Origin of the sequence: Photobacterium indicum, from assembly GCF_003026215.1 — a bacterium.
Lineage (GTDB): Bacteria > Pseudomonadota > Gammaproteobacteria > Enterobacterales > Vibrionaceae > Photobacterium > Photobacterium indicum.
The window spans coordinates 1-26,772 of sequence record NZ_PYOC01000001.1; the positions used below are offsets into that span (position 1 = coordinate 1).

Annotated in this window: 21 protein-coding genes, 1 rRNA gene and 2 pseudogenes; 10 read left to right on the forward strand and 14 right to left on the reverse strand. The window is 41.0% G+C overall.

Annotation, left to right across the window (positions count from 1 at the left end; translation table 11 throughout):
* From C9J47_RS00005 to C9J47_RS00025, 5 genes are all read right to left on the reverse strand, one after another.
* A 16S ribosomal RNA gene (locus C9J47_RS00005) occupies positions 1 to 670 on the reverse strand; the annotation flags it as partial.
* Positions 671 to 1,101: 431 nt separating this feature from the next.
* Positions 1,102 to 2,919 (reverse strand): class I poly(R)-hydroxyalkanoic acid synthase, encoded by a 1,818-nt coding sequence (gene phaC, locus C9J47_RS00010; protein WP_107251673.1) that lies wholly within the window; start codon positions 2,917 to 2,919, stop codon positions 1,102 to 1,104.
* Between the two features lie 65 nt (positions 2,920 to 2,984).
* Positions 2,985 to 3,332, reverse strand: a complete 348-nt coding sequence (locus tag C9J47_RS00015) for a phasin family protein (protein ID WP_107251674.1) — start codon at positions 3,330 to 3,332, stop codon at positions 2,985 to 2,987.
* A gap of 101 nt (positions 3,333 to 3,433) precedes the next feature.
* The gene (locus tag C9J47_RS00020; protein ID WP_107251675.1) at positions 3,434 to 4,639 is read right to left on the reverse strand and encodes an acetyl-CoA C-acetyltransferase; all 1,206 of its coding nucleotides are present in this window, start codon (positions 4,637 to 4,639) and stop codon (positions 3,434 to 3,436) included.
* A 59-nt stretch (positions 4,640 to 4,698) separates the two neighbouring features.
* Positions 4,699 to 5,439 (reverse strand): SDR family oxidoreductase, encoded by a 741-nt coding sequence (locus C9J47_RS00025; RefSeq protein WP_107251676.1) that lies wholly within the window; start codon positions 5,437 to 5,439, stop codon positions 4,699 to 4,701.
* Between the two features lie 1,243 nt (positions 5,440 to 6,682).
* On the opposite strand from C9J47_RS00025, the gene C9J47_RS00030 reads away from it, so the two are divergent.
* The 7 genes from C9J47_RS00030 to sstT all read left to right on the forward strand — a co-directional run bounded on the left by C9J47_RS00030 (position 6,683) and on the right by sstT (position 15,389).
* Positions 6,683 to 7,639 (forward strand): AAA family ATPase, encoded by a 957-nt coding sequence (locus C9J47_RS00030; protein WP_107251677.1) that lies wholly within the window; start codon positions 6,683 to 6,685, stop codon positions 7,637 to 7,639.
* On the forward strand, positions 7,636 to 8,613 hold the full coding sequence (locus C9J47_RS00035) for a DUF58 domain-containing protein (RefSeq protein WP_107251678.1): 978 nt from the start codon (positions 7,636 to 7,638) through the stop codon (positions 8,611 to 8,613). The genes C9J47_RS00030 and C9J47_RS00035 overlap by 4 nt, the downstream gene beginning before the upstream one ends.
* Complete coding sequence (locus C9J47_RS00040; protein ID WP_107251679.1) at positions 8,606 to 9,178, forward strand: DUF4381 domain-containing protein; 573 nt, start codon at positions 8,606 to 8,608, stop codon at positions 9,176 to 9,178. Before C9J47_RS00035 ends, C9J47_RS00040 begins: the two co-directional genes overlap by 8 nt.
* Entirely contained in the window at positions 9,171 to 10,136 is a 966-nt protein-coding gene (locus tag C9J47_RS00045) for a vWA domain-containing protein (protein ID WP_107251680.1), read from the forward strand. The genes C9J47_RS00040 and C9J47_RS00045 overlap by 8 nt, the downstream gene beginning before the upstream one ends.
* Complete coding sequence (locus C9J47_RS00050; RefSeq protein ID WP_107251681.1) at positions 10,129 to 12,156, forward strand: VWA domain-containing protein; 2,028 nt, start codon at positions 10,129 to 10,131, stop codon at positions 12,154 to 12,156. The genes C9J47_RS00045 and C9J47_RS00050 overlap by 8 nt, the downstream gene beginning before the upstream one ends.
* 8 nt (positions 12,157 to 12,164) lie before the next feature.
* Entirely contained in the window at positions 12,165 to 13,877 is a 1,713-nt protein-coding gene (locus C9J47_RS00055) for a BatD family protein (protein ID WP_245903215.1), read from the forward strand.
* A gap of 276 nt (positions 13,878 to 14,153) precedes the next feature.
* The gene (gene sstT / locus C9J47_RS00060; protein WP_107251683.1) at positions 14,154 to 15,389 is read left to right on the forward strand and encodes a serine/threonine transporter SstT; all 1,236 of its coding nucleotides are present in this window, start codon (positions 14,154 to 14,156) and stop codon (positions 15,387 to 15,389) included.
* Positions 15,390 to 15,578: 189 nt separating this feature from the next.
* Here sstT and C9J47_RS00065 read toward each other — a convergent pair whose 3' ends face one another.
* Complete coding sequence (locus C9J47_RS00065) at positions 15,579 to 16,076, reverse strand: hypothetical protein (protein WP_107251684.1); 498 nt, start codon at positions 16,074 to 16,076, stop codon at positions 15,579 to 15,581.
* Positions 16,070 to 16,423 (reverse strand): annotated as a pseudogene (locus C9J47_RS00070) (DUF805 domain-containing protein). Before C9J47_RS00070 ends, C9J47_RS00065 begins: the two are co-directional and overlap by 7 nt.
* A 45-nt stretch (positions 16,424 to 16,468) precedes the next feature.
* Between C9J47_RS00070 and C9J47_RS00075 the strand changes: the two are divergent.
* The 3 genes and pseudogenes from C9J47_RS00075 to C9J47_RS00085 all read left to right on the forward strand — a co-directional run.
* Positions 16,469 to 17,422: pseudogene (locus C9J47_RS00075) on the forward strand (helix-turn-helix domain-containing protein); the annotation flags it as partial.
* A 322-nt stretch (positions 17,423 to 17,744) separates the two neighbouring features.
* Entirely contained in the window at positions 17,745 to 19,163 is a 1,419-nt protein-coding gene (locus tag C9J47_RS00080) for a hypothetical protein (protein ID WP_107251686.1), read from the forward strand.
* A gap of 258 nt (positions 19,164 to 19,421) precedes the next feature.
* Entirely contained in the window at positions 19,422 to 20,942 is a 1,521-nt protein-coding gene (locus C9J47_RS00085; protein WP_107251687.1) for an ISNCY family transposase, read from the forward strand.
* A 309-nt stretch (positions 20,943 to 21,251) separates the two neighbouring features.
* Here C9J47_RS00085 and C9J47_RS00090 read toward each other — a convergent pair whose 3' ends face one another.
* From C9J47_RS00090 to C9J47_RS00125, 7 genes are all read right to left on the reverse strand, one after another.
* Positions 21,252 to 21,443: a hypothetical protein gene (locus C9J47_RS00090; protein WP_107251688.1), complete on the reverse strand. Its 192-nt coding sequence runs from the start codon at positions 21,441 to 21,443 to the stop codon at positions 21,252 to 21,254.
* Positions 21,444 to 21,576: 133 nt separating this feature from the next.
* On the reverse strand, positions 21,577 to 21,912 hold the full coding sequence (locus C9J47_RS00095; protein ID WP_107251689.1) for a hypothetical protein: 336 nt from the start codon (positions 21,910 to 21,912) through the stop codon (positions 21,577 to 21,579).
* 326 nt (positions 21,913 to 22,238) lie between these two features.
* A complete protein-coding gene (locus C9J47_RS00100) occupies positions 22,239 to 23,486 on the reverse strand; it encodes a cysteine desulfurase-like protein (RefSeq protein ID WP_107251690.1) in 1,248 nt (415 codons plus the stop codon).
* Positions 23,470 to 24,126 (reverse strand): 2OG-Fe dioxygenase family protein, encoded by a 657-nt coding sequence (locus C9J47_RS00105; protein WP_107251691.1) that lies wholly within the window; start codon positions 24,124 to 24,126, stop codon positions 23,470 to 23,472. Before C9J47_RS00105 ends, C9J47_RS00100 begins: the two co-directional genes overlap by 17 nt.
* A 506-nt stretch (positions 24,127 to 24,632) precedes the next feature.
* Positions 24,633 to 24,977 carry a hypothetical protein gene (locus tag C9J47_RS00115; RefSeq protein ID WP_245903217.1) on the reverse strand — a complete coding sequence of 115 codons (345 nt, stop codon included), beginning with the start codon at positions 24,975 to 24,977 and terminating at the stop codon, positions 24,633 to 24,635.
* A 264-nt stretch (positions 24,978 to 25,241) separates the two neighbouring features.
* Positions 25,242 to 26,012 (reverse strand): ABC transporter permease, encoded by a 771-nt coding sequence (locus tag C9J47_RS00120; RefSeq protein ID WP_107251694.1) that lies wholly within the window; start codon positions 26,010 to 26,012, stop codon positions 25,242 to 25,244.
* The gene (locus C9J47_RS00125; protein ID WP_107251695.1) at positions 26,005 to 26,694 is read right to left on the reverse strand and encodes an ABC transporter ATP-binding protein; all 690 of its coding nucleotides are present in this window, start codon (positions 26,692 to 26,694) and stop codon (positions 26,005 to 26,007) included. The genes C9J47_RS00120 and C9J47_RS00125 overlap by 8 nt, the downstream gene beginning before the upstream one ends.
* Positions 26,695 to 26,772 lie beyond the last annotated feature (78 nt).

Here is a 26,772-nt window from a genome sequence, read left to right on the forward strand (position 1 = left end):
CCCCCTCTACAAGACTCTAGTCTGCCAGTTCAAAATGCGGTTCCGAGGTTGAGCCCCGGGCTTTCACATCTTGCTTAACAGACCGCCTGCATGCGCTTTACGCCCAGTAATTCCGATTAACGCTCGCACCCTCCGTATTACCGCGGCTGCTGGCACGGAGTTAGCCGGTGCTTCTTCTGTCGCTAACGTCAAGCACTGCAGCTATTAACTACAATGCCTTCCTCACGACTGAAAGTACTTTACAACCCGAAGGCCTTCTTCATACACGCGGCATGGCTGCATCAGGGTTTCCCCCATTGTGCAATATTCCCCACTGCTGCCTCCCGTAGGAGTCTGGACCGTGTCTCAGTTCCAGTGTGGCTGATCATCCTCTCAGACCAGCTAGGGATCGTTGCCTTGGTGAGCCTTTACCTCACCAACTAGCTAATCCCACCTGGGCTAATCTTAGCGCGAGAGGCCCGAAGGTCCCCCTCTTTGGTCCGAAGACGTTATGCGGTATTAGCTATCGTTTCCAATAGTTATCCCCCACACTAAGGCATATTCCCAGGCATTACTCACCCGTCCGCCGCTCGTCAGCAAATTAGCAAGCTAATTCCTGTTACCGCTCGACTTGCATGTGTTAGGCCTGCCGCCAGCGTTCAATCTGAGCCATGATCAAACTCTTCAATTAAAGTTTTGTTGATTCTTTCGAATCGGCTCAATGATTTTTACTGATATTCTTGTTTCTTTCTTCTTGCGAAGAAATGAAGCATAAATTGACTGTGTCATCTTGCGATGATCAAGGTCACTCAGTTCATTGATAAATCTTTCGACTTAAAATTTCACGAGTGCCCACACAGATTGCATGGTCAAATTGTTAAAGAACATACTGACTAGGTTGCTGGCTAAGCGCCGTACTCCGTGTCAGTGAGGTCGCATTATAGGGAGATATTCAGCCATGACAATAGTTTTTATTGATTTATTTACCAACCGTTCAATAAACAACCAACCTGTTTCCTTCAGCAGCAATTTAGAGCAAAAATGTAATTTTATCTGCAGCCAAAAGCAAAAAACCGACGTATTAACGTCGGCTATATATCATTATTCTGCAATATTTAAATTTTAAACATCTTCAACATACTTTACCTGTTGAGATTTTACATTTGAAACCTCTATTGGCAGTGTTTGGCGAACATAATTACCAGGAGCTGTCATTATAGAAGGATAATTAGCATTACCTGCTTCACGAGGTTCAACTTGTTCTTCTGGATTAAAGTCAGCTAGCCATGTGTCCCAATGATTCCACCAAGAGCCTCCTTCACGCTTTGCATTACTTAGCCATGCTTCTGGATCGTCAATTTTTTCATCATTGATCCAGTACCCATACTTATTTTTAGCTGGGTGATTAACAATGCCCGCAATATGACCTGATTCACCAAGAACAAATGTTGATTTACTATTTAAGTTCTGTGCACCACGGTATGTGCCTTGCCACAATGCAATATGGTCTTCTTGCGTAGAGATAAAGTATGTTGGTACTTTAATCTTCGACAAATCAATAAAGACCCCACCCACTTTATATCCCTTTGGATCGACCAGTTTATTCTCTAGATAGAACTGTCGTAATAAAGTGCTATGGCATGCAACGGCAACATTAGTACTATCGCCATTCCAATAAAGCAGATCAAAATCTATTGGGCTATTGCCTTTTAGATAATTATTTACATAATAATTCCAATAAAGGCTATTTTCACGTAACAAACTGAACGTGACACTCAGTGAGCGTCCATCCATATAACCATTAGCTTCATTCTGGGCTTCAATTGCAGAGACAATAGGATCGTTAACATACGCACCTATTTCACCTGGTTGAGAGAAGTCTAACAACGTAGTGAAAAACGAAGCAGACTTGATACGATTACGCATTCGTTTAGCGGAATAATAAGCTAAAGTCGTCGCCAATAACGTTCCACCAATGCAATAACCTGCAGCATTGATTTGCTTCTCACCAGTAATATTTTCGACAGCATCAACGGCTCTAACTACGCCGTCTAGCACATAGTCATCAAAATCAATATTTGCCATTGTGGCATCAGGATTACGCCAAGACATCATAAATACTGTATGGCCTTGCTCTACTAGCCAACGTACCATTGAGTTCTTCTCGCGAAGATCAAGGATATAGTATTTATTAATGAAAGGAGGCACGATAAGAAGCGGTGTTTGATTCACTTTTTCAGTCAATGGCTTGTACTGAATCAATTCAAATAAATCATTTTTAAAAACCACATCACCTGCAGTGTTGGCAATGTTCTCACCCAATTCAAATGCACTATCATTTGTCATTCGGATTTTAAGAACATCGGCACTTGCTTGTACGTCTTCTTGATACAACTCCATACCTTTTACTAAGTTTTCACCGTTAGTTTCAACAGTTAATTTAGCGAGTTCAGGATTCGTTGTTACGAAATTTGTAGGAGAAAGTGCATTAATAGCTTGTCGAGAGAAAAAGCCAAGACGTTCTTTCGCTTTGTCATCCAACCCTTCAATTGATTCAATACTTTCTTTCATTGTATTACTGAAGAGTAAATATGACTGCTTTATATAGCTATAATACGCCTCATTATCCCAAGCGGGATCACTAAAGCGCTTATCATCTTTTTCAGGTTTAATTTTATTATCACCATCACTATTTGGCATAGTGACGCTTTGCCAGATTTTCATCTGACTTTCCCACCAATCCATTTGTACTTTCGCAAGTACTCCTGGCTGAGCGCTGGCCTTATCGATCAACTCAACAGTATCTTTCAAGTTGATTTCATTCATCGCTTTATTGAGGGGAGTATTTAGAGCTGCTTTGCCGGAATCCAATTCCTTCCACCATAGCTGGTTCATATCTTGGAGCTTGGCAAAGTAGTCCGAGAAGAAGTTGTCGTTCATTACAATGACCTCTGTATTTGGACTAAAATGCCGCCCATGAATTGGGCGGCAGAATGGTCATGCAATTATGCTGGCGTTACTTCTTTTACATTTTCTGCAACTAGTTCATCAACTTCAGTTTTAAATGTTTGTGCAACTGATGAGAACTTCTTGCTGTCTTCCATTAACTGCTGAGAAAGCTTAGTTAGTGTTTCAAGCTGCTGGCCATTGAACTCAGCCAATGATTGAAGATCTTTAACTTCACCAACTGCTTTTAACTGAGAAAGACCCAATTCACTGTAAGTGCGAACAGCTGTAAGTTGAAGCTCAGTTAGCTCTTCAACATTTTTAGAAAATAGCTTGTTAAACTTAGCGTAAGGTGCAAGTGTTTTTTCAGTTTGCTCAGAGAAAGATTTAAACATTTCCGTATACATAGTCATGATTCCTTAATATAAAAGTATAATTGAAGTACCTAGCCATATTTTATCTAGGTACAATCTGTGAATATTCTGCGTTAATGTAAAACAGGTACTACTTAAACACTCTTCAGTACAATCGCTGTACCCATACCACCACCAACACATAGTGTTGCTAAGCCGTATTCAGTATTGCGACGACGCATTTCATGTAAAAGGCTAACAATAATACGGTTACCTGAAGCACCTAGCGGGTGGCCCAATGCAATGGCACCACCATTTACGTTTGAACGTTCAGCTAAATCTTCTACTGACGTATCTAACTCTTTAGCGACTTCATGCAGCACACCAAGAGCTTGACCAGCGAACGCTTCATTGAATTCAAATAAGCCAACAGACTCAATATTTAGATCTGCTTTAGTTAAAGCTTTAATAACAGCAGGAACAGGTCCTAGCCCCATAAGTTCAGGTGCAACACCCGCCTGTGCGTAGCTTTCAATTTCAGCTAATGGTGTTAGACCGTATTTTTCTACTGCAGCTTCAGAAGCCACGATAATGGCACTACCACCATCATTAATACCCGATGCGTTACCCGCAGTAACTGAGCCTTCTTTCTTAAATGCAGGACGTAGCTTTGCTAATCCTTCAAAAGAGGCATCTGACTTTGGATATTCGTCTGTATCAATTACTTTTGTTTCACGACGTGATTTCACTTCAACAGGTACAATCTCATCGACAAACTTACCTTGCTCGATAGCTGCTATCGCTTTTTGTTGACTTGCTAATGCAAAATTATCTTGTTGCTCACGATTTAGACCCACTTTTGCAACTACGTTTTCAGCAGTTACACCCATGTGGTAATCATTGAAGGCATCTGTTAAACCATCAGCAATAAGTAAATCAGTTAACTCTAAGTTACCCATTTTCTGACCATCACGAATCTTTGATGATGCAGAGAAAGGGATCTGTGACATACACTCAGCACCAGCTGCAACCACAAGTTCAGCATCACCCGCTTTGATGTGCGCAGCTGCATCCATGACTGCTTTCATGCCACTGCCGCAAACCATATTTAAGCTATAAGCCGGTACTTCATTTGGGATCCCTGCAAAAATTGCGGCTTGACGACCTGGTCCCATTCCTTGACCTGCGCCAATAACATTACCAACAACAACTTCATCAATAGCTTCTACAGGTATATTGCCTTGTGCCAAAGCCCCCTTAATTGCTACAGCTGCCAGTTGTGCTGCTGAAACTGTTTTTAATGCACCGTTGAAGCTGCCAATAGCTGTACGTTTAGCAGCAACAATAAATACTTTAGTCATGATCTTAACTTCCCTTTCCAATCAAATTTATCCAACCATTCTTTCTTGAAGGTTATGGATTAGTTCATGTACAAACCGCCATTTACCGACAGCGTTTCGCCTGTAATATATGCTGCTGCATCACTTGCTAAGAAAGTGACTGCACCGGCAATTTCTTGTGGCATAGCTAGACGTTTCATTGGAATATCAGCTTTAATTGAGTCTAATACTTCCGATTGAATCGCTTCAACCATTGGTGTACCAGTGTAACCAGGTGCAATTGCATTAACGGTTACACCCGAACGGGCACCTTCAGCAGCTAAGGCTTTGGTAAAGCCAATCATTCCAGCTTTTGCTGCTGAGTAGTTCGCCTGACCAAACTGACCTTTTAGACCGTTTACAGAAGTAATGTTAATAATTCGAGCATTTCCATGCTGGCACATAGAGTCAAACAAAGGGTGTGTAACATTGAACAAACTGTTGAGGTTTGTATTAATTACTTCATTCCATTGTGCCGCTGACATACGTTTAAATGTCGAGTCACGAGTAATGCCTGCATTATTAACCAATACGTCAATGTTACCTTCTTCTCGCAATAATGTTGCAATAGCCTCTTTACAAAAGCTTGTATCCGTAACATCCAAAGGGAATAAACGAACCTGTTCTTCTGAATAATTATTCTCTTCAAACCATTCTATTGCCTTAGCTTCTCCGTTTGGAAAATATGTGGCTATTACTCGATAACCAGCCTCAACTAATCCTTTTGTAATCGACGAACCAATACCACCTTTAGCGCCAGTAACTAATGCTTTCTTGTTCATTTAAAAGACTCCGCGCCCATCACAAAGATGAACTATCACCATGAAATAATTGAAAATTCTAAAAACAACATTACAAGAAGTAATATTGTAAAAGTTAATACTAACTACAAATAACAAATTGATTTGAATACATCTTAATTACAAAATGCGACACTATTATGAAAAACATGTTGCATAAACATTATAAGAACACACACGCATAGCAATATCAATACATGACATTAATGGTCAGACCAATATTCTTATGTAGCATTGAATATTAACCCAACACTAAGAAATCAGCACCGATAACATTTCACTTACATAACGCAGTGCTTGATTTAAGCAGAAACAAGTAAATTAATACGGAATAGACATACAGGACAACTTCGATATAAAAATAATATAAACAATCATTTCCTTGCATCTTATATGTGTACTGATGCAATTTAATTATTCATTCGAACGCATATTTGTATATTTAAATTGCCATGACGCGTAACGGCAATGTTAATGGATGGTTAACATTATCTGTGGGGAATATTAACAGCTCATTTTTTTGGCATATTCTAGGTAAAAAAAAGCCAGAGCATTTAGCTCTGGCTTTTCTATACAGCTGCCGCGTACTGGATCACCAGGGCTAACTTCTTCCCAGAAACGGATATCAACCGCGTTTAGTCATTCTTTTATCACCCTCAAAGCAGTGGTCGGTTTCGACCACTGCTTTTTCTTGTCAAAGATATTGGCTCTACGCGTCTTTGTAGAGGATGATCAAATACAGAAGGTTCTGTCGCAAACTGCTTTGATGAAGCACTCAGATAAAGCTCGGCTCCCCCCATTAGTACTGAGTTTAGTTACCATAACCAGCCTCTTTATACAGGTTGGCTATTTAACATATGCCTTATAAGGATCATTTCAATTAGCCTCAGCATATGTCCGTTATTCCAAAACTCAACGCTGATATTGTGCAATGCTAATGCTCTGAAGAATATCGTGGAGAAAGCCGAATGACTCTTTTTGCACCAAGAAAGTTCAGATTCATTTCTTGTGTCACCTTAATAGCGCCTGTTCATTGATTATCTATAAGTCTATGAATAAAAAATAATTAATGTTAATTCCTTTGTTTTCGCACTACCCTTAAATAAGAACACACATGACGATTCAAAGACTTAAACGATAAAATTCATGAACTTTATTGTCATTTTTAAGTCTTAAATTTCATCATTTCTGTTTGACTGTTTGTATTTCAAGGACATATATTTCGATGTTAGCTTCAACATTTCAACGCCTTAAAACTTATCTCGAAACTCAGGTCATCGGTCAGCCCGATCTTGTAAAACAGTTACTGATTGCCTTACTTGCAGATGGGCATATCTTGGTAGAAGGCCCCCCTGGTTTAGCGAAAACACGCGCAGTAAAAATCCTATCGGATTGCATTGAAGGTAGTTTTCATCGCGTGCAGTTTACCCCCGATCTATTACCCGCAGACTTAACAGGTACGGATATATTTCGTCCAGAGACCGCTGAATTTACCTTTCAGCCGGGTCCTATTTTCAATTCATTATTACTAGCCGATGAAATCAACCGCGCGCCAGCGAAAGTACAAGCCGCAATGTTAGAAGCAATGGCTGAAAAACAAATTACTACTGGACGAAAAACATACCCATTACCTGAGCTGTTCTTAGTAATGGCAACACAAAACCCAATCGAACAGGAAGGTACCTACCCGTTACCTGAAGCACAACTTGATCGCTTCTTGTTACAGTTGAATGTGAACTACCCCGATGAAGCCAGCGAGTTGGAAATTCTTCGTCTTAATCGCGGCGAAGCGCTGGGTATTGAGAAGGCAGACCCAGTACACATTACACAAGAATCTATTTTTGCTGCACGTAAAGCAGTACTGAGCATTCATATGGCAGAGGATGTTGAGCGTTATATAATTCGCTTAACCATGGCAACACGCCAGCCAGAGCGTTACAGCGATCAATTAGCCAACTGGTTACAAATGGGAGTTAGCCCACGAGCAACATTGGCTCTCGACCGCTGTGCACGCGCCCATGCATGGTTGAATGGGCGTGATTTTGTCACGCCAGAAGATGTGCAAAAAATGGCTTATCCGGCACTGCGCCACCGATTGTTATTGAGCTATGAAGCACAAGCAGAAGGCATTGCAGCTGATTCGATTATAAGCCACTTGATCGAGCGGGTTGCTTGCGCATGACAGAATCACAGATAGCACCAACTCTCCCTTCGCATAGCGATGGTGTGAATTTGTGTCTGGCTGAGTTACTGCAATACAAAAACCAAGCTGTGCGCTGGCTTCCACCAGCGCAAAGTGTTTGGTCTCAGTTAAACGGTCAACACGTGAGCCGTCAAAAAGGACGGGGAATGAACTTTTCAGAAGTTCGTCCATATCAAGCGGGTGATGATATTCGCGCCATTGATTGGCGTGTAACCGCACGGACAGGTAAAACCCATACCAAACTATTTACCGAAGAGCGCGAACAACCCGTTATGTTATTAATTGATATTAGTAACAGCATGAGGTTCGGTTCACAGTTATTATTGAAATCAGTACAGGCTGCACATTTTGCCAGTTTACTCAGCTGGTTAGCGGTACGAGAAAAAGATCGTATTGGTGCAATTATCTATGACGGTAAGCAATTGACCGAATGTAAACCGACCGCACGCCGACAGGGACCATTACGGGTTATTAATGCACTGATTGAAGTACACAAAGCACAGACGTCAGCAGCATCCGAGGATCAATATAAGCAATCTAACGAAAACAACTATTCACTGCCTTTTTCAGATGCATTGAAACACCTTCATCACCTGTGCCCGAAAGGCAGTGAGATTGTGGTCATTAGTGACTTTTACCAGCTAGCGTTAAGTGATAAACGCCGTTTAAGTCAACTACGCCACCATAACCGTATTCAATTTGTACAGATCCATGATCCTTTAGAGCAAGGGCAAACGAGTTTTACAGGGTATGAAAGCGTCACAGATAATAAGCAATCGTTGTGGCTCGACTTTTCTGCAAAAAAAACCAAAGAGAAACTGAGTGAACAATACCTAGCCCATCAACTCTTCATTAAAGACATGGCACAAACCTTAGCGATACCCTTGCATTCTTTATCTGCAGCTATACCTTTGCTTCAACAGTTAGGAGGTCAACGCATTCACCATGGCTGATCCAACAATACCAATGAATAAAGCCACCACTACGCTGCCACTTGCCGATGTACATCTTCAAGATATACCGGGTACTTGGCCACTCGCTTGGGGATGGTGGCTATGTATTATTATTGGCGTAACTGCGCTTTCTTATCTTTCTAGATTGTTATTCAGAAAGATCAAACAACATCGTGCATCCAAACAAGCTCAGCACGAAGCAAAACAACAGCTTAAAGCAATGGCACAAACACCCCAATTGGGTGATATTAATGAATTGCTGCGTAAAGCAGCCCTTAGCTATTTTCCTCGCCAACAAGTTGCAGGGTTAACAGGTCAACGCTGGCTATCTTTTCTTGATCAACAATTGCCACCGAAACAACAAGGTTTTTTAGCCTATTCTGATGTTTGGCAACAAGGTCTTTTCTCTCCCAATGGCCTTAGTGAAGACGAATTAATGCAATGTAAAAAGCTCGCATCAAACTGGATCACCTGCGCATTGCCGCCAAAGCCAAATAAACACGTAACAGATAATGCTTCTGTCGATAACACCTCGGCTTCTAAGCAGGAGCAACAAGATGTTTGAATTCATATGGATTTGGGCTTGGGCACTATTACCCCTCGCTTGGCTGGTTTATCGATTTAGTAAACCAGTAATGAAACCCGCAGCAATAACCTTACCTAAATTGCCTGAAGGCATAGGACAACAGCAGCCAAATAGTATTTGGCGCAAAGTGATGATGTCTTTACTCTGGGTATGCTTAATAGCTGCGTTAGCCCGTCCTGTTTGGTATGGCGATCCTATCGAAGTACAGCCGGATCATCGCGATATGCTACTGGCTGTCGATCTATCAGGATCGATGTCGATCGAAGATATGGTAACCAAAAGTGGTGAAAGCATTGATCGTCTAGCAGCAGTTAAATATGTACTGGCTGAATTTATTGAGCAACGTAAAGGTGACCGCTTAGGTTTAGTTTTATTTGCCCAGCATGCCTATTTGCAAACCCCACTCACTTTTGACCGTAATACCGTTAAACAACAGCTCGAACGTACAATATTAGGGCTAATAGGACAAAGCACCGCCATCGGTGAAGGCCTTGGCATTGCCACCAAAACCTTTATCAACAGCGAGGCTCCACAGCGGGTGATTATCTTGCTCAGTGATGGCGCAAATACCGCCGGTGTTATTGAGCCATTAGAAGCTGCAAAACTTGCCGCAGAAAGTAATGTCACTATTTATACCGTCGGGGTTGGCGCTGAAGAAATGATTCAAAAAAGCTTCTTTGGTAATCGTAAAGTGAACCCTTCACAAGACCTTGATGAAAGAATGCTGACCAAGATTGCAGATATGACTGGGGGGCAATACTTCCGAGCACGCAACCCACAAGAGCTTGAACACATCTATCAGCTTATCGACCAACTGGAACCGATAAACACTGCACAGCAAACATGGCGTCCACGTGACGAACTGTTCCGCTATCCATTAGCCATCGCATTGATGCTCTCCATTATCATTGCTTTTATGAGGAAACGTCGTGGCTAATTTTACATTTCTTCATCCGTATTGGTTCTTCGCTCTTATTCCTTTAGGGCTAATATTGCCTTGGTTAAAAGGTAAAGCACACCATTCAGGATTAATTGCACCGCACCTTGCCAAGCATTTAGGGCTTGAACGAGGCAAGGTGAAAAACACACCTTTCGTTATTTTAGCTTTGGGTTGGTTACTATCAGTACTCGCATTGGCGGGACCAAGTTGGGAAAAAAATACCCTACCCGCTTACAGTCTTTCTGGTGCACGAGTGTTGGTGATGGACATGTCGCGATCAATGTACGCAACAGATATTGCTCCAAACCGCTTAACACAGGCACGGTTTAAGGCATTAGATATGTTGCCAGGCTGGAAAGAAGGTAGCACTGGTTTAGTCGCTTACGCTGCTGATGGCTATGTGGTTAGCCCACTCACCGAAGACAGTAGCACCTTAAAGAATTTGATCCCAAATTTATCGCCAGAGATCATGCCAATTCAAGGCAGCAATGCGGCAGCGGGTGTGCAAGAAGCGATTTCACTATTAAAACAAGCGGGGCATCAAGCTGGCGACATCATTATTATTACCGATGGTATGACCCAGCAAGAATCCGATCAAACCATGGCCTTAGTCAAAGATCAGGATTACCGCTTATCAATATTAGCCATAGGTACACAGCAAGGCGCCCCCATCAAACAACCTGATGGCACATTGTTAAGTAACAGCAATGGTAACCCTGTTATTGCCCGTGTAGAGGTAGATACACTACTACCACTGGTAAAAAGCACAGGAGGAAATTTGCAGTTATCTCAAGCCAATAACCGTGATGTCGACACCATTGTGGCATTAACGGCTAAACCGCGAGAACAAGCCAATTTAGATAAAACCAAAGAATTAGAAGAGCGCGTAAACAACGGCTTTTGGCTATTACTTCCACTGGCTTTATTCGCATTGCTTGGATTTCGACGTGGTGTGGTGATTGCTGCAATGTTCGTATTAATGCCAATCGATAATGCCAATGCTTCCCCTTGGGTAAACAGTAACTTGCGCGGTTATCAACTTTATGAGCAAGGTAACTTTGCTGAAGCCGCAAAAAACTTTAATTCTCCCGCTTGGAAAGGGATTGCTGAATACAAGTCAGGCGACTACGAAAAAGCCATTGAAACCTTAAAGCCATTAACCGATCAAAGATCGCGTTATAACTTAGCGAATGCTTACGCACAAACAGGGAAACTTGAGGAATCAGAAGCTATCTATGAATCAATCTTAAAAGATGACCCTAATGACGCTGATGCAAAAAAGAACCTTAAGATAGTGAAAGAAGCGCAAGAAAAGCAACAGCAACAGCAACAGCAACAGCAACAAAAATCGGAGCAAAACAACTCAGATAAAAACAAGGCTGATAAAAATAAGTCGGATCAAAAGAATCAACAATCCGATTCAAAACAAGATAAATCTGATAACAGCAACAATCAGCAGTCACCATCAGATCAATCTGACTCTCAGCAAAGCAAAGATCAAAAGCAAGAAAGCTCAGATCAACAAAAAAACGGTCAACAAAATAAAGACCAGCAAAACGCTGATCAAGAGAAACAGCAAAAAGGGAAAGATCAACAATCGAGCGCTGATGGTGAAAAAAATGCCCCTCAGCAGAACCAACAACAAGATAGTCAGCAACAAAACGAAAAACAAAGTGATCAAGATGCGAGTGCTAATAACTCATCAAGCCAAAGTCAACAAGCCAATGAAGCCGATAGCAATGAACCAAGTGACAAAGATAAAATTTCTCAGCAACAAGGTTCCTCAAAAGACGACACGACAAATGATGCCGACAAAAAGATAAAAGCTGTGCCCGCAGAGAGTAGTGACATAAAAAACAGCCCAGAAAACAGCAATGCTAATCCCTTATCAGCCAGCAATCCTGTGCTAAAGAAACTCGAACAAGTACCAGACAATACGAGCGGCCTTATTCGTGCTCAGCTGCAACTGCAAGCAAGACAAAAACAAGCACCTAAAGCTACCGAAAATTCATGGTGATAAAAACAATGAACAAAATGATAAAACGTTATTTTCAGTTAAAGCGCCCGGCTATCCGTTTTTTAGGGGCGTTGCTATTCATTATCGGCTCACTACCAACAACTGCTTCAGCTGCACAAGCAGTGGCAACGGTGTCTAAAAATATTGTGGGTGTGAACGAAGTCTTTCAATTAGTCGTCTCTGTCGATGCCAATATAAATACTAACTCTCTGGATTTATCACCGCTTGCGACCTATTTTACCTATGGACGCCCTAGCGTTAGCAGCATAAATTCGTTCAATAATGGGGTGGTTTCACGTAATACAGAGTGGAAAGTGGCTATAGCAACCAAAGCAATTGGCGAATTTACGATACCGAGCTTTCGAATTGGCAGCTCCACCACAGAACCCATTACCATCACGTCCTTAAAAAGTAGTAACGCAAGCCCTGCCGCTAAATCAACAGAGCCCGACATTAAAGTCGATGCTGAAATAGATAAAAGTCAGCTATACGTAGGTGAGAGTTTACGCTATCGAGTTCAAATTCGAATCGGAGAGCAAATGGATCAAGCGGCTTTAGTTGCGCCACTTGGTGATGGCCTTGATATTGTGCAAGATGGTGATGATAGACAAACGGAAACGGTGCTTAACGGACGTCGATATATAGTGATTACTCGCTATTACCAAATTAGTGCCACCAAAGCAGGCACAATTACGTTAGAAGGTGCGAAATTTAAAGGGAGTGTTGTAAAAGGCAGTCGTGGTTTTGGCTCAACATTAAGTGTGCCTGTTGATAAAAAAACGAAAGACATCACACTGAATATCAAAGGTAAGCCAGATAATTATCAAGGCTTATGGTTACCAACCCCAGAGCTAAAAATTGAACAGCAATGGCAACCACAACAGGGATCATCGCAGTTAAATAACATTCATGTGGGTGAGCCAATCACACGCGTCATCACGTTACACATTAAAAATACCGCCCAAAGCAGTATGCCGAATCTAGCATTAACCTACCCTAGCTCAGTCAGAATGTATGACGAAAAACCGGTGTACAGCAGTAACAATGGCTTCACTAGCATGACGGTAAAACAAGTTATTATTCCACGAAAAGACGGTTCGCTCGTTCTTCCTGAGCTTTCAATCAACTGGTGGAATACAATTACAGGCACTCAAGAAACCAGCAAAGTTGACGGGCTTTCATTAACGGTATTGCCGGGTGATAACACGAATACAGTCAGTACGCCTATGGTGCCAGCTTTACCTGATAGCCAACCAACAACTGAAGCAAAACCAACAGAAATAACCGTGGTTACTGATTCTGGTTGGTGGCCTTGGCTAACGGCTACCTTTGCCTGCTTATGGGTAATAACCCTACTGCTTTGGTTACGTGCGAGAAAGAACGTAGCTCCTGCTACTAACGCCTCGGCTAAGAATACAGCCATATCATCAGATAATTACCATCGGTTAGTACAAGCGGTAACTGTGAATGACGCATTAAAAGTGCAAACCTACTATCAACAGTGGGCTAAACATTCTCTACCTAACGATTTAATTACCCAAATGGATCAAGAAGTCGCGAACATGATGGCTGCTATTTACAGCAAGCATAACCAAGAAGGAGATAGCAGTACGGTATGGAATAACACAATATTGCTGTCTTTATTGCAAAAAGCACGCAATCATTCTGCCCAATCATTACAATCTTCGGCGCTAGAAGACCTCATCCCAACAAAATCCTGAATATTCATTCAAACAAATGATAGGATTCGCCCTTCAGAAGCTCATGCTAAAACATGAGCTTTTTTAACAAAAGTCATTAAAATAACAACTCAAAAAATCCATCAGCCTTATTTAAAACCCATTGGTTACCTACATCACAACAAATAAGGTTAAAAGCTTGTAATGCAAAAGTTTCTAAAAAGATAGCTGGTAATCTATCGCAGATCCTGTTAAAAATTGGCCTGAGAGTGAAATAAAACGCTCCGATATATAAATATAAAATATGCAGGATATATTATGAGTCAAACACAACCATTTTTAGCCCGAGTCGCTAGCGGAAGTTTGGTTATCCAAATTATCGTTGGTATCGTCGCAGGTATTCTCCTTGCGTCTGTAGCACCAGAATCAGCAATCAGTGTTGGTTTCCTTGGTGGTTTATTTGTTAGTGCACTTAAAGCTGTAGCACCTATTCTGGTCTTCATTCTTGTCGCGTCTTCAATTGCAAACCAAAAGAAAGGTGCGCACACGAACATGAAGCCAATCATTATGCTGTACCTATTCGGTACACTAATGGCAGCATTAACCGCAGTAGTAATGAGCTTCCTTTTCCCAACCACTTTAACGCTTGTTGCTGGCAACGCGACAGCATCACCCCCTGAAGGTATTGCTGAAGTTCTTAACACGCTTTTATTCAAAATCGTTGATAACCCTGTAAATGCACTAATGTCAGGTAACTTCATTGGTATTCTTGCATGGGCTATCGCACTAGGTTTTGCACTGCACCAAGCAAGTGATGCAACAAAGCAAGTGTTTCACGACATGTCTAACGGCGTAACATTGATTGTTCGCTTTGTTATTCGCTTAGCACCAATCGGTATTTTCGGTCTGGTTGCTAACACATTTGCAGAAACAGGTTTTGCAGCACTAGCAGGTTACGCACACTTACTTGCTGTACTGCTTGGCTCTATGGCAGCTATTGCTTTAGTGGTTAACCCTGCAATTGTTTTCTTCAAAACAAAAGAAAACCCATACCCATTAGTTTTCCGTTGTATTCGTGAAAGTGGTATTACTGCATTCTTCACACGTAGCTCTGCAGCAAACATCCCTGTAAACATGCAGCTGTGTAAAGATTTAGACCTGCATGAAGATACATATTCTGTATCTATCCCACTAGGTGCAACAATCAACATGGCAGGCGCTGCAATTACGATTACAGTGCTAACGCTTGCTGCTGTTCATACTATGGGCGTGGAAGTTGATATCGCAACAGCTGTACTGTTAAGTGTTGTCGCTGCGGTTTCTGCTTGTGGTGCATCAGGTGTGGCAGGTGGTTCTCTACTACTTATCCCACTAGCATGTAGCTTGTTCGGTATTCCAAACGAAGTAGCAATGCAAGTTGTTGCTGTTGGCTTTATCATTGGTGTTATTCAGGATTCAGCTGAAACAGCACTAAACAGCTCAACAGATGTTCTTTTCACTGCTGCTGCTTGTAAAGCTGCTGAAGCGAAAGTAGCATCACCTCACGCTGCGTAATAAACACATTTAGCAACGTAATAGACATGAAAAGCGGCAGCCATTAGGTTGCCGCTTTTTTATTTATAAGTAAAAAATTAGACGTTATCTGTCATATTACTGAGTAGTGATAAATTGATTAGTTTTATATGATGGTCGAAAAGCTCTATGACCTTTCTCCTGAGAAAGCCGATGTGATTTCGGCTCCTTTTATTGTGATACCGACAGACAGATTAGCTTAGATGTGTCATCTAGCAACCAAGACACCCAACGCCTTCGCGAGTTTAATATAAACTGTTCAGTAGGCTCGATACCACTAATGATATAGCCATCAGCAGGCTGATTTTCTATTGCGGATCTAAACACCCAATCATCGCTGTTGATTCGTTGACCACTCATAAGCGAATCACTTAGCTCTCGGCTAGTAATAGCAATCATTAGCCCCTGTACCGAGTGAATTGCCAACTGAGTTTTAGAGAAACCGCCAATCGCTATTGGTACTTCAATCGAGCAGTGACGATTTTGCTCATCGACACGAGTATATACACCTTGTCCAACCCGACCTTTAAGCCAAAATAGTTGTCCTTCTGTCATACTCTTAACGGTTAATATCCCCATTGTTCCTTCTGGTAAGTTCTCTGTTTTAGTTGTCTGAGCGGTAGCAAATGCACTCATTAAGGCGAGCAAAGTGATAAATAATCTCACCATGAAATCCTCTCATTGCTACAAGCTGAGGTGCCATTTTTGCTTAACAAGTAGATCAGCCAGAAAGGGCCGATAACAGGAATAATAAATACCCAACTCCACCAACCGGAACGACCGATGTCGTGTAAGCGGCGAAGCATGATCGCCAGCATAGGAATCAAGCTAACTATGCTATAAGAAACATCCAACTAGCCTGAATTTTGCAGCCAGATGTCTACCGCTATAAATAACAACGTCACACATAAATGAGCCAACATAAACATCCAGAATTCTTGTCGAGACGAGCACCCAGAGAAATCAAAGTAGCGTCTCCAAGCATTCAGATAAAACGCCATTAAGTTAAATACCATTAGTCCACCTTTCCTATTGTCGATTAGTGAAATTAATTTGGTAATCAAGCGAAGACGGTTTGCCTGTTTTTAGCCTTGTGTGCATCCACGACAGCAATGGTAGGGCTAAGGTGGACGTTTAATATAGCTTCCTTTAGTTACGCTCAACCAATATTAGCGTCCCTTATTCCTGTCTTTGCTTGGTATGCTTTTACCAGCGCAAGCACTGGCTTAAAATCCATTGCTTATAAGCATCTTTTAGATCCTGTTTTGGTTATTGTGAGTGTCGTGACTCAGCCACTTTTGGGGTTACCTTTAGATATTTTTCTTACTTGTACTTATTTATTTTACGGCATGGCTTTGGTGCAGTATTCATCTAAAGATACGCTGCTAATCAACGTTACATTAAGCAATTGGGAAGGTGTAAAAAGAGCAGAGAATATCGCTGGCTGGATGTTATTGTTTTCGGCATTAATCGATACGTTTCTGTCATTAGACTTTGCTGTCAATCAAGGTCGATTTTCCGAATACATATTGACCGTCGGCCATTTGGTACTGCTGCCAGTATTATCGCTTTCGGTGGTGATTGTGGGGGTCAACACGCCTTCAGGTGAAGCAACATCAAAACAAAGCGCTCCAGAAGAGCAAAAAGTGTTCCCCCCTTTAGTCACAGAAGAACGATCTCAAGAAATTGTAGAGATGTTGGATAAAAAAATCCGAGATAAGGCCATCTATTTAGACCCAGATTTAACCCTTTCTAAGTTATCTCGGAAGCTGGGTATTCCCGCTAAACAGATTTCAATTGCGGTGAATTTAGTTCATCGAAAGAACATATCGAAACTGATTAATGAATATCGAATTGAGCATGCAAAACAGGATCTGACCCACACCGATAACACGATTACACAGGTGTTTATGAACTCAGGGTTTCAGACTAAATCAAATTTTAATCGAGAGTTTTCTCGGGTAACAAAGATGACACCAAGCGAGTATAGAAAAGCAGAAGCTTTACAGTTATAACCAGAGAGGTTTCTTATATTCGATGATAGATGAACAGTAGTACTTTTATTGATTGAGAATCACCTTATTACTTCTAATAAACACCACCAGAGGTAGATCAAGATACCTAAATCATTTCTGCCTCAAAGTGAGTTTGTACCGATGTAAGATCAAGCCAATAGGTAAGTGTTTTGTGATACCTGATCTAATGAATAGCAAAAAGGGAAGAACTGACGCCTTTAGTTTGAGCTACTCCAAAGATGCTGCCAATGCTTTGATGTAAGCTGTTGAAAATTATTAACACTACTCTAACTAATAGAGAATATACCTAATAGAGATGTCTATGCTTAAAGACACCGTAACTAATCCTATATTTTCGCATTTGACTGAAGATCAAGTCCTCGAATGCTATGAAATGTACCGTAACAATGAACTAAAGAACTCTGAAATAATAGAGTTATACGATCTTTATGATCTAACGCCAAATGCGCTTGTAAGCCAGTTCCCATTGCTTCGAACTGGTATTGCATGTCAGCTTTGCTCAAATGATGTTTTAGAAAGACCAACATCTAAGTCGGGTAGATTTCGAGAGTATGTATGTCCTAAATGTAATCATAAGGTCAGCGAAATAAGAGCAGATCCAATGTGCCGTTGTGATCATTGTGAATCTGAAAGGCAGGAAAAGAGGCGCAAAGAAAGAGAAGCGCTCGAACTCCGTTACCAAGAAAATTTAGACAAACTGAAAGAGATGTATCCAGTACCATCGGTGAAGCTATCTTATGGCGATTTATCTCTAGTTGATAAAATTTACCTCGCGAGTCTAATCCCGTTAGGGAGCCGTGATCTCTTGCCTTCGCAAATAGTAGCTAGTTCAAATTCAATACTTTCACCTGCAGGGGTACTTGATAAAGCCATCTACTCGCACTTGCTTGATAAAGGGGTAATTTTTCCTGTCTTAGAAAACTTGCCAACTGAAGTTGTTTTGAACCCTTCAGAGAGGATGCTTACTAGCAGGCAGGTTTACCAAGCTAATATATATTTAAACGTTACTGACACTTTAACTAATGAAGTTATTTACCGCCATATCCTTTCGGACTTTGAGCAGATTATGAATGGGAACATCGAAGTACAAAAAAAGGATATTGAACAGCTATGTAATCTAGTGGAGCATATTGAAGTAGCAGAAGCTGTGGTCTTCTTAAGCTATTTCTGCCAAGAGGCTGATTTGGCAGAGCCTCCCCAAAAAACATACGACGTAATACGCAAAATGTTAACGCAGATGTGTGTTGCTCAGTTAGCACCTCATATAAAAAAAAGCGTAAAAGACGCAGCGTATTTCTATATGACAGGAAAGTCTCAAGGGAAACCGCATGCAACGAATACGATCCCTTCTAAACTTGAATCATCAGTTGCTTACTACCAAAAACAAGGCTGGACAGCAAATAAATGGGATCGGCCATACAACACGGAAAAATCAAACTTGTCGAACGTTGTATACGATAAACTGTTGGTACACTTGAACTTAGGCTTTTACCAGTCAGTTGGCGATATTGTTCAGACAATAGAGCATTTTTTTGAACAGATACGTCAGCTCAACAAGCAGAATGTCAGCGTGATCTCAGATAAAACAGGAGCAAATGTAAAACGTTGCGCAAAGTGTGACAGTTCCAATCTAGAATTACTTGAATCCCGTAAAGGGATATTAGCACTCTGCCTAGACTGCAATGACTCTTTACTTCTTCAACCAGCTATTGAGAGTTAGTTCATTTTGTACCGAACGAAGTTAGGGCTAGCTATGCCTGTATTAATTCATAGATGACTTAATTAAGTAAATAGTCTAGATGGTTTCTGTCCAACATCGACTTAGGCGATTACTCTCTAAGTTTGTGATCACCAAGCGATTCTGTCGTATCTTAATTACCAAGCGATTTTGTCATTGCACTAACTACCGAGGGAATTTGACGGGACTAAATTAGCTTACCTTTTAAAGTAATTAATTGAGCTTTAGAAGGTGCTAAGGATGTTCTATATGGATTCTAAATCCCAATTCACTGTCGATATCATCAGTAAAGTTATCGACGGCAGGATCAGCATCAATAGTGCCACAACCTTGCTCAACAAGTCTCGGAGAACCGTTGAGCGTTACCTAAGCCGATACCGTAAAGAAGGTATTCGGTTCGTGGTTCATGGCAATAGAGGCCGCTTTCCAGTTAATAAAATCCCTGAGTCGCTCAAGAAAGAGGTGCAAAGCCTCATACAAACTAAGTACTTCGATTTTAATCTGCAACATCTCTCTGAGCTTCTAGAAAAGAATGAGGGGATCGCCATTAAGCGTGAAACCTTGCGATCTTGGGCGCACGATATCCATCATGTTAAACGCGCTAAGCGACGTAGAAGTCGAGTAAGAAAGTATCGAGAGCGTATGGAATCGCCAGGGTTAATGCTCCAGATGGATGGCAGTCCTCATCGCTGGTTTGGTAATGAAAAGTCTTGCTTGATTGCCATCATTGATGACGCTACCAGCGATATTCATGCTCAGTTTTTTCCCTCAGAAACGACCGAGGGCTGCATGAAAGTAATGCGGGCATATATCGAGAAACGTGGGGTTTTTAGGACGCTATATGTCGATAGAGCTGGTATTTTTGGTGGCCCCAAACGCTGTAACTTCTCTCAGATGCAGCGAGCCTGTGACGAGCTAGGTATTGAAATTATCTTTGCCAACTCACCTCAAGGTAAGGGACGTATTGAGCGTTCTTTCGATACCTTCCAAGACCGTCTAGTACCAGAGTTGCGATTACACAACGTTACGGATATGGAGAGTGCGAACCGCTATTTACACGAAGAGTTCATCCCCAACTACTGGGTGAAAAACATCATGGTTCAGGCTAAAAGTGCACGCTCTGCCTTTAAGAGCTTGCCACCTGATTTAGATCTCAACACCATCTGTGTGCAGAAAGAGTATCGCACGATAAGACGCGATCATACGTTTAGCTTTGATAGTAAAATGTACGTCATTGACTCGCCCATCCGCTATTCAATCGAAAATCAGAAAGTAGAGATCCGATGCCAGTTTGACGGCACATTCTCCGCCTATTTTGGTCACCGTCGGCTTGATATCACAGAGTTAGTAGAGCCCAGAAAATGTCATGAATATGGAAAAGAGGTTCAGCGGAAAATAGAAGCGTTAGAGCTTGTTGAGCAGCTCGGCAGCGTATCTAAAGCAGCCCGTATCCTCGGATGTTCCCGCCAAACGCTTTATACATACCAACAAATTATGGAAGAGCAAGGGCCAATAGGCCTGAAAAGGATCAATAAGCCTCTGAAACGCAGTAAAAGCCGTATATCGGAACACACTGAGGATAAGATTATCGATCTGACGTTGTTGAACCCTCATGGGACATCAATACAACTGATGAAGGTGCTCAAACAACAAAATATCACGGTGAGCATTAGTACTATCCAAAATATCTGGAAGAGAGAGCAACTCAATACCAGAGAGCTCAGAATCAAGCGATCTCAATCAATGAATATCAAAGTGTGAGGCGAGTAAGCAACATGAGAACTAGAATATAAGAGCATGACAGAATCGGTTGGTATTTATCCCGTCATGTTCCCTCAGTAATGACACGATTACTCTCTAAGTTTGTGATTACTCTAAGTCAGTTTTATCCCATTATTTCTTAAGTCAAAGGTCATATACGCTCTGTTCATTTGAAATTGTATGAGCAGCCTCAATGATTTACTACTTCTACATCGTTGCTAGTCACTAAAAAACAAAAGGTCGAGTCACTACTCAGTGACTCGACCTTTTTGCTTGAATCCAGCCCCAAGTTACAAACGAGGTTTTATATTAGTTCTGAAGGTCTTCGATCTTGTCAGAAATGGTACTAAAGTCATCCATTGCTTGATCTTTAACGTCTTCATAAACGTCTTTTACATCTTCAAATGACCGAGAATTAGTTAGATCAGAGAATTGGTCTTGATAAGTCACACCAATATAAATACCAAAGCCAATTAACGCCAATACAATATATTTTAACATTTGCTACTCACCATTTATTTTTCTATTTCTAGAGTCTATGTATCTTTCAACATAATATACTCAATCATCTTACCGTTAATTTTATATCGACAGCAGACTAATGGTGTTATTTTTTTGCTCTTTTTAAAGCAAATCACGTGTTAGTGATATCTCGAATCGCACGATTTGATCGATTAATCAAACTATCAACCGCCTTACGTTTGGTGTTTTTTACACTTCGTTCAGTGCGTTTTTCAACGTAAATGCCCTCTTTCGCCTCTTGTATTGAACGCTGGGTATTATCAAATTTATTCTGGCTGTTATTAATACTACTTTTAGTCTTCTGCACAGAGTGGTGTGCCTTTTGTAGACTGTTATCAACTTGATTTAATCGCTCAACCAAATTGTCTGCATGGGCAGAAGATACAGCAAGCAAACCGAGTAAGGGGGCATATTTTATAAAAAGCGACGCGTTTGTACGAGAAAACATTTAAGCTCCAATTCACATATTCATTAAATCGAACAGGGCGTAAATACTAACAACGGTGCCTTTAATCCCTTAATAAAACGAAATAATAAAAATTAAAGTGCTTTTTTGCTTTTATTTTATGTTCATATTCATCATTGAATAACCCTGAAAAACAGAAGTTCCCCAATGGTCGAGATACACTGAACCATACTGGCGTTTTATCATGCAGTTATTGAGTTTCTTTTCAGCGGAACAAAAACAGCCCTGAAGTCTACCTCATAAGGTAGATTTACAGGGCTTTATCGTTATTTTTAAAATTTCAAGCCTGTGACATTGTTTGAATCTATTTATATCTTATTTTTTATTAGAAATGGCGCTAATTCAGTAAACAGTGAATCAATTTCATCGTTCGTATTGTAATGCATTAAACCAATGCGAATAACGCCACCGTTATTCATTATACCTAACTGTTTACACAATCCTTGAGCATAAAAATGACCATTCCACACACACATATTCTGTTGCCCAAGATATGTCGCAACATCTGATGGCATTACATCATCAATTCGTATTGCAAAGGTTGGTGTGCGCTCACTTAGCTGGTGCGGACTATTAATCCCATACAAACTAACGTTATTAAACTCTGCAAGCTTGCTTAAAAAATGATGACTAAGGGCTTTTTCATGCTCTTGATATTGAGAAAAACTCGTTAATAAGCGTTGACGTAACGATGCATCAGGATCGCCCCACTGTGCAAGGTAATCAACTGCAGCAACAAACCCAGCTAATGCCTCAAAGCTTTGCGTACCCGTTTCAAACCGCCCAGGACCTTCATCTGTCGCTGGTTCAACTTTATAAGGTTGTAATGTCTGTAACCATTGGGGAGCAATGTAAGCAATACCGACATGCGGACCAAAAAACTTATAGGCTGAACATACTAAATAATCACAATCAAGATCTTGTACATCCACTAGGCCGTGTGGCGCATAGTGCACCGCATCAACATAAACTTGCGCGTCAACAGCATGTGCAGCATCAATTAATCGTTTTACATCCACTAAAGAGCCAGTGGTATTCGAGGCGTATGTCACTGCCACTAAACGGGTTTTATCACTAAGCAAAGATTCAAAATGATCATAATCTAACGTGCAATCTTCTTCATTCACTCGCACTTGGTGAACAATCACACCTTTATCTTCAGCGGCTTGTTGCCAGCTAGACACATTTGAATAGTGATCCAATGCAGTTACAATTACTTCATCACCTGCTTGCCAATCGCGGCTAATCGCACGACTTAATTGGAAAGTAAGTGAGGTCATGTTTGCGCCAAACACAATATTGCTGGGTGACGCTGCACCTAATAATGCTTGTGCCGATATTCTTGCTTCCTGCATCAAAGATACGGTTACTGAACTTGAGAAAAAAGAACCTCCCAAGTTAGAGTTGTAGTGTCCAAGATACCCTGTTATTGCATCTAAAACGGGCTGAGGTACTTGCGACCCACCAGGACCATCAAAAAAATATACAGGCTTATTATTGACAGTTTGATGTAAGGCTGGAAAGGCAGAGCGAACAGCACTAGGCGTGAAGAGCATGAGTAGCCTCCTTTGCAGTCAGTACAAATAAATCAAGATAGCCTTGCTCATCTTGCTTTACTGCTTTAATCGGACGCGCGTTATGCCATAGTTGGTTATCCGCTAAAATGGCAACTTCGCCCTTTTGTAACGCCATGCTTAAGAACGGGATATCTGTTTTATCTCGATAAACCATGAATTCGCCACCTTCAATGTTATGGCGATCAATACCAATCACGGCAATATGATTGAACCCATCTTGGTGCACTCCTTCTGGTGCAACTTGTGTTTCACCATTAATTGCAGCAATACGAATTTGATGAATTTCGATCTCTTGCTCATCAGACAGTAAGTTGGCATTTTTAAAGACTTCGCACATCTCAAACATACCTGCGCTACTAAGAATACGTTCATCTAATGCTTCAAAGCTTCGGCAAACATTTCCTTGAAAGGTATTAACCTCATCAGACTGCATAAAACTACGTGATGGCATAGCTTGCAGTGCGCCATTACTTACTCTTACAATTGAATAACGACGTAATCGATATTCACCATCAGCATGGTCCGTTTTAGGTAATTGGTCGAATGATGGAGAAAGTTCTTTTACAGCCTGTCCACTTAATTGAGTCAGTTGTAGAGTACGATCTAGCGTAGAATTCATATCATCTTGTCCTAATGCTTGCTTAAATCCCTAGCAAAAACCAACATTCTGTTTAACGCTTAAGAATGTTATTCGGCGCTGCCACTCCGTAACAATTCGATTACAATTAGAATTAAACAAAAAACTGCAAAAGCCAAGTAAAGACAATTTAAATTTTGATTAAAACAAATAATACGAAATTATAAACCACCATTTCACACTAAGTCAGATTAACACTTCAAATTAAGCATCTACACTAGCGTAAAACTAGATGGGTTCACCAATAAAACCGTAAACCACTAATAATTAACAACTAAAAATCATCACATAGAGAATGTAATGATGTATTCAGCAGCTAAAAAGCAGTGCAATATTCTGTTTGTGAGCAAGCGCCCATTTATAGCCTTTGTAGAACATACGATGGAAAATGATGAGATTGAAGGTGGAATAAATAAGAAGGAAGGGGAAAAAAATAGGCATCAAACGTACATGTCTAATGCCTACTTTATACATCTCTGAATATCATATTAACGACGTGGACTGTCTACATAATCATATCGGTCACCCGATTTCTTATAAAAAACGTTATCAACAATAGCGTAAGAGACACCAGCAATCACTGCAAAAGTTGCAATCTCAGGTAAACGAGAACGGTGATAATAGCGATTACGTGGCGGCTGAACGACCACAACAGTATTGTGATGATGATGATGTTTCTTCTTCTTATATTTCGGCTTTACGACTACAACAGTATTATGATGGTGGTGTTTTTTATGTCCTTTTCCGTGTCCTTTGCCATGCCCCTTATCTGCCCAAGCGTACGAAGGAACCGCGAATGACATCATCAAGAAAAAAGTAATTAGTAATTTCATACAATGCTCATAAATAATTTTTATTATGAACATGGTACATTTACACCTTCAACGAGTGTCATGCCAAAGTCAGTGCCGTGTTATGAGATCGACAGAACTGGACAAAAATATAGCAAAAAAGTTCCATTTCTTACTAATTAATCATAAAAAACGGCTAGTTATAAACACTATAAAAAGCTCTGACTCAGACAAGATTAAGAGCAATTAAATGTAACAAGGAGTTTCAATTAAACGACTCATCAATGAAGTCTCTGCACTCAACTTCTATATCATCAATTGACCATAGCGGTTAAAAGCATAACGGCTCACAAGTGCTAAACAGGTTGTTACCGATAATACACCAGCAATGAAAATCGCCACCATAATGACAAGCTGATATTTCACTGCAAGCAGTGGTTCTGTACCGCCAAGAATTTGCCCTGTCATCATGCCAGGCAAACTCACAATTCCCAATGTTGTCATCGATGCAAGTTGCGGCGCAAGCGCTGCTTTTACAGCCGTACGAATAAAAGGTTGAACCGGATTAGGAGATCCTAAAGTGAGATAAAATTGATACTCATTTTGTTTATCTCGTAAGCTACTATGCCAGCGTTCCAAGGCTAATACGTTGGCAGTTAAGCAATTACCTAATAACATTCCAGCCACTGGAATCATATACTGCGCTTGCCACCAAGGCTCAGCTTGTATCACTCCCGCTAACATAGCCGGTAAGACAACCAATAATGCGACACCCAGCCCTAGCAATACTGCAGGAAATATTTTTCGTAGATTAACTTCTGCTCTTCGACAAATACTATAACTGGCAACAAGCGCCATGACAGATAGCCAAATAATATTCAACGTTGGGTTTTGCCAAGTAAATAACGTTTGTAAATACATACCAACAATCGTGAGCTGTAACGTCATTCTTAATACAGCTTCAACAACAGTACGTGTTAAACCTAGCTGCCAACGATGAAATAAAAATAAAGGCAATAAAAGCAACAGGTAGAATGCCGCTAAGGCAACATTCTGAATATTGGCTACACTATCCATTTTTTGATTCCATATGATGCAGATGATCACTCGATGCCAACCATACTGGATCGTGTGATACAGATATTCTAGTAGGGGCAAGCGTGGTTAGTAGTTCAATGATAATGTCACGACTTGTGCCATCTAATGCTGATGTTGGCTCATCTAATAACCATAATGGTCGCTGCATTAATACAGCACGGGCAATCGCAATACGTTGCTTTTCACCACCTGAAAGCAGATTAACATCAGTGTCTAATGATTGTTTCAGCCCTACTTGTCGCAAAGCATGAATACAGGCTTGTTCACTTGGTTCAGTTGCAGCGTCTTGATTCAACAGTGGTGTTTCAGAAAAAGGAGAAGGCACGTTTCTTATTGCATTTAGTGTCCAAGGTAACCGCAGTACTTGGCTAATGGTTTCAGCTCCCATAACAGGTTGCTGTGGTAAATAGCAAAATTGTTGTCGCCACCAAGTGAGTCCATCAACTAAGACTGGTTGCCCTTGCCATGAAAAGCTTCCACTATTAGGTTCTTTCAACCCAGCTAAGACCATTAATAAGCTCGTTTTTCCACATCCTGATGATCCAGATATGGCAAGGTGTTCGCCAGACTTTACGGTTTGTGTCAGTAACATACCGTTTTTAGTTTCAAGCCCAGAACCTAACTGATTAATTAATAGCAAGATATCTGAATTGTTTGTCATATCCCCTCCGCAATACGATTACACCCAGCAGTCTCAAGGTTCAGAATTAAGGGTGATCTCAGCGCGTTTTGTTGGGTA

Excerpts from the sequence above, each read along its gene's own strand:
- phaC (WP_107251673.1), bottom strand. The coding sequence starts at position 2,919 with ATGAACGACAACTTCTTCTCGGACTACTTTGCCAAGCTCCAAGATATG.
- C9J47_RS00015 (WP_107251674.1), bottom strand. The coding sequence starts at position 3,332 with ATGTATACGGAAATGTTTAAATCTTTCTCTGAGCAAACTGAAAAAACA.
- C9J47_RS00020 (WP_107251675.1), bottom strand. The coding sequence starts at position 4,639 with ATGACTAAAGTATTTATTGTTGCTGCTAAACGTACAGCTATTGGCAGC.
- C9J47_RS00025 (WP_107251676.1), bottom strand. The coding sequence starts at position 5,439 with ATGAACAAGAAAGCATTAGTTACTGGCGCTAAAGGTGGTATTGGTTCG.
- C9J47_RS00030 (WP_107251677.1), top strand. The coding sequence starts at position 6,683 with ATGTTAGCTTCAACATTTCAACGCCTTAAAACTTATCTCGAAACTCAG.
- C9J47_RS00035 (WP_107251678.1), top strand. The coding sequence starts at position 7,636 with ATGACAGAATCACAGATAGCACCAACTCTCCCTTCGCATAGCGATGGT.
- C9J47_RS00040 (WP_107251679.1), top strand. The coding sequence starts at position 8,606 with ATGGCTGATCCAACAATACCAATGAATAAAGCCACCACTACGCTGCCA.
- C9J47_RS00045 (WP_107251680.1), top strand. The coding sequence starts at position 9,171 with ATGTTTGAATTCATATGGATTTGGGCTTGGGCACTATTACCCCTCGCT.
- C9J47_RS00055 (WP_245903215.1), top strand. The coding sequence starts at position 12,165 with ATGAACAAAATGATAAAACGTTATTTTCAGTTAAAGCGCCCGGCTATC.
- sstT (WP_107251683.1), top strand. The coding sequence starts at position 14,154 with ATGAGTCAAACACAACCATTTTTAGCCCGAGTCGCTAGCGGAAGTTTG.
- C9J47_RS00065 (WP_107251684.1), bottom strand. The coding sequence starts at position 16,076 with ATGGTGAGATTATTTATCACTTTGCTCGCCTTAATGAGTGCATTTGCT.
- C9J47_RS00080 (WP_107251686.1), top strand. The coding sequence starts at position 17,745 with ATGCTTAAAGACACCGTAACTAATCCTATATTTTCGCATTTGACTGAA.
- C9J47_RS00085 (WP_107251687.1), top strand. The coding sequence starts at position 19,422 with ATGTTCTATATGGATTCTAAATCCCAATTCACTGTCGATATCATCAGT.
- C9J47_RS00090 (WP_107251688.1), bottom strand. The coding sequence starts at position 21,443 with ATGTTAAAATATATTGTATTGGCGTTAATTGGCTTTGGTATTTATATT.
- C9J47_RS00095 (WP_107251689.1), bottom strand. The coding sequence starts at position 21,912 with ATGTTTTCTCGTACAAACGCGTCGCTTTTTATAAAATATGCCCCCTTA.
- C9J47_RS00100 (WP_107251690.1), bottom strand. The coding sequence starts at position 23,486 with ATGCTCTTCACGCCTAGTGCTGTTCGCTCTGCCTTTCCAGCCTTACAT.
- C9J47_RS00105 (WP_107251691.1), bottom strand. The coding sequence starts at position 24,126 with ATGAATTCTACGCTAGATCGTACTCTACAACTGACTCAATTAAGTGGA.
- C9J47_RS00115 (WP_245903217.1), bottom strand. The coding sequence starts at position 24,977 with ATGAAATTACTAATTACTTTTTTCTTGATGATGTCATTCGCGGTTCCT.
- C9J47_RS00120 (WP_107251694.1), bottom strand. The coding sequence starts at position 26,012 with ATGGATAGTGTAGCCAATATTCAGAATGTTGCCTTAGCGGCATTCTAC.
- C9J47_RS00125 (WP_107251695.1), bottom strand. The coding sequence starts at position 26,694 with ATGACAAACAATTCAGATATCTTGCTATTAATTAATCAGTTAGGTTCT.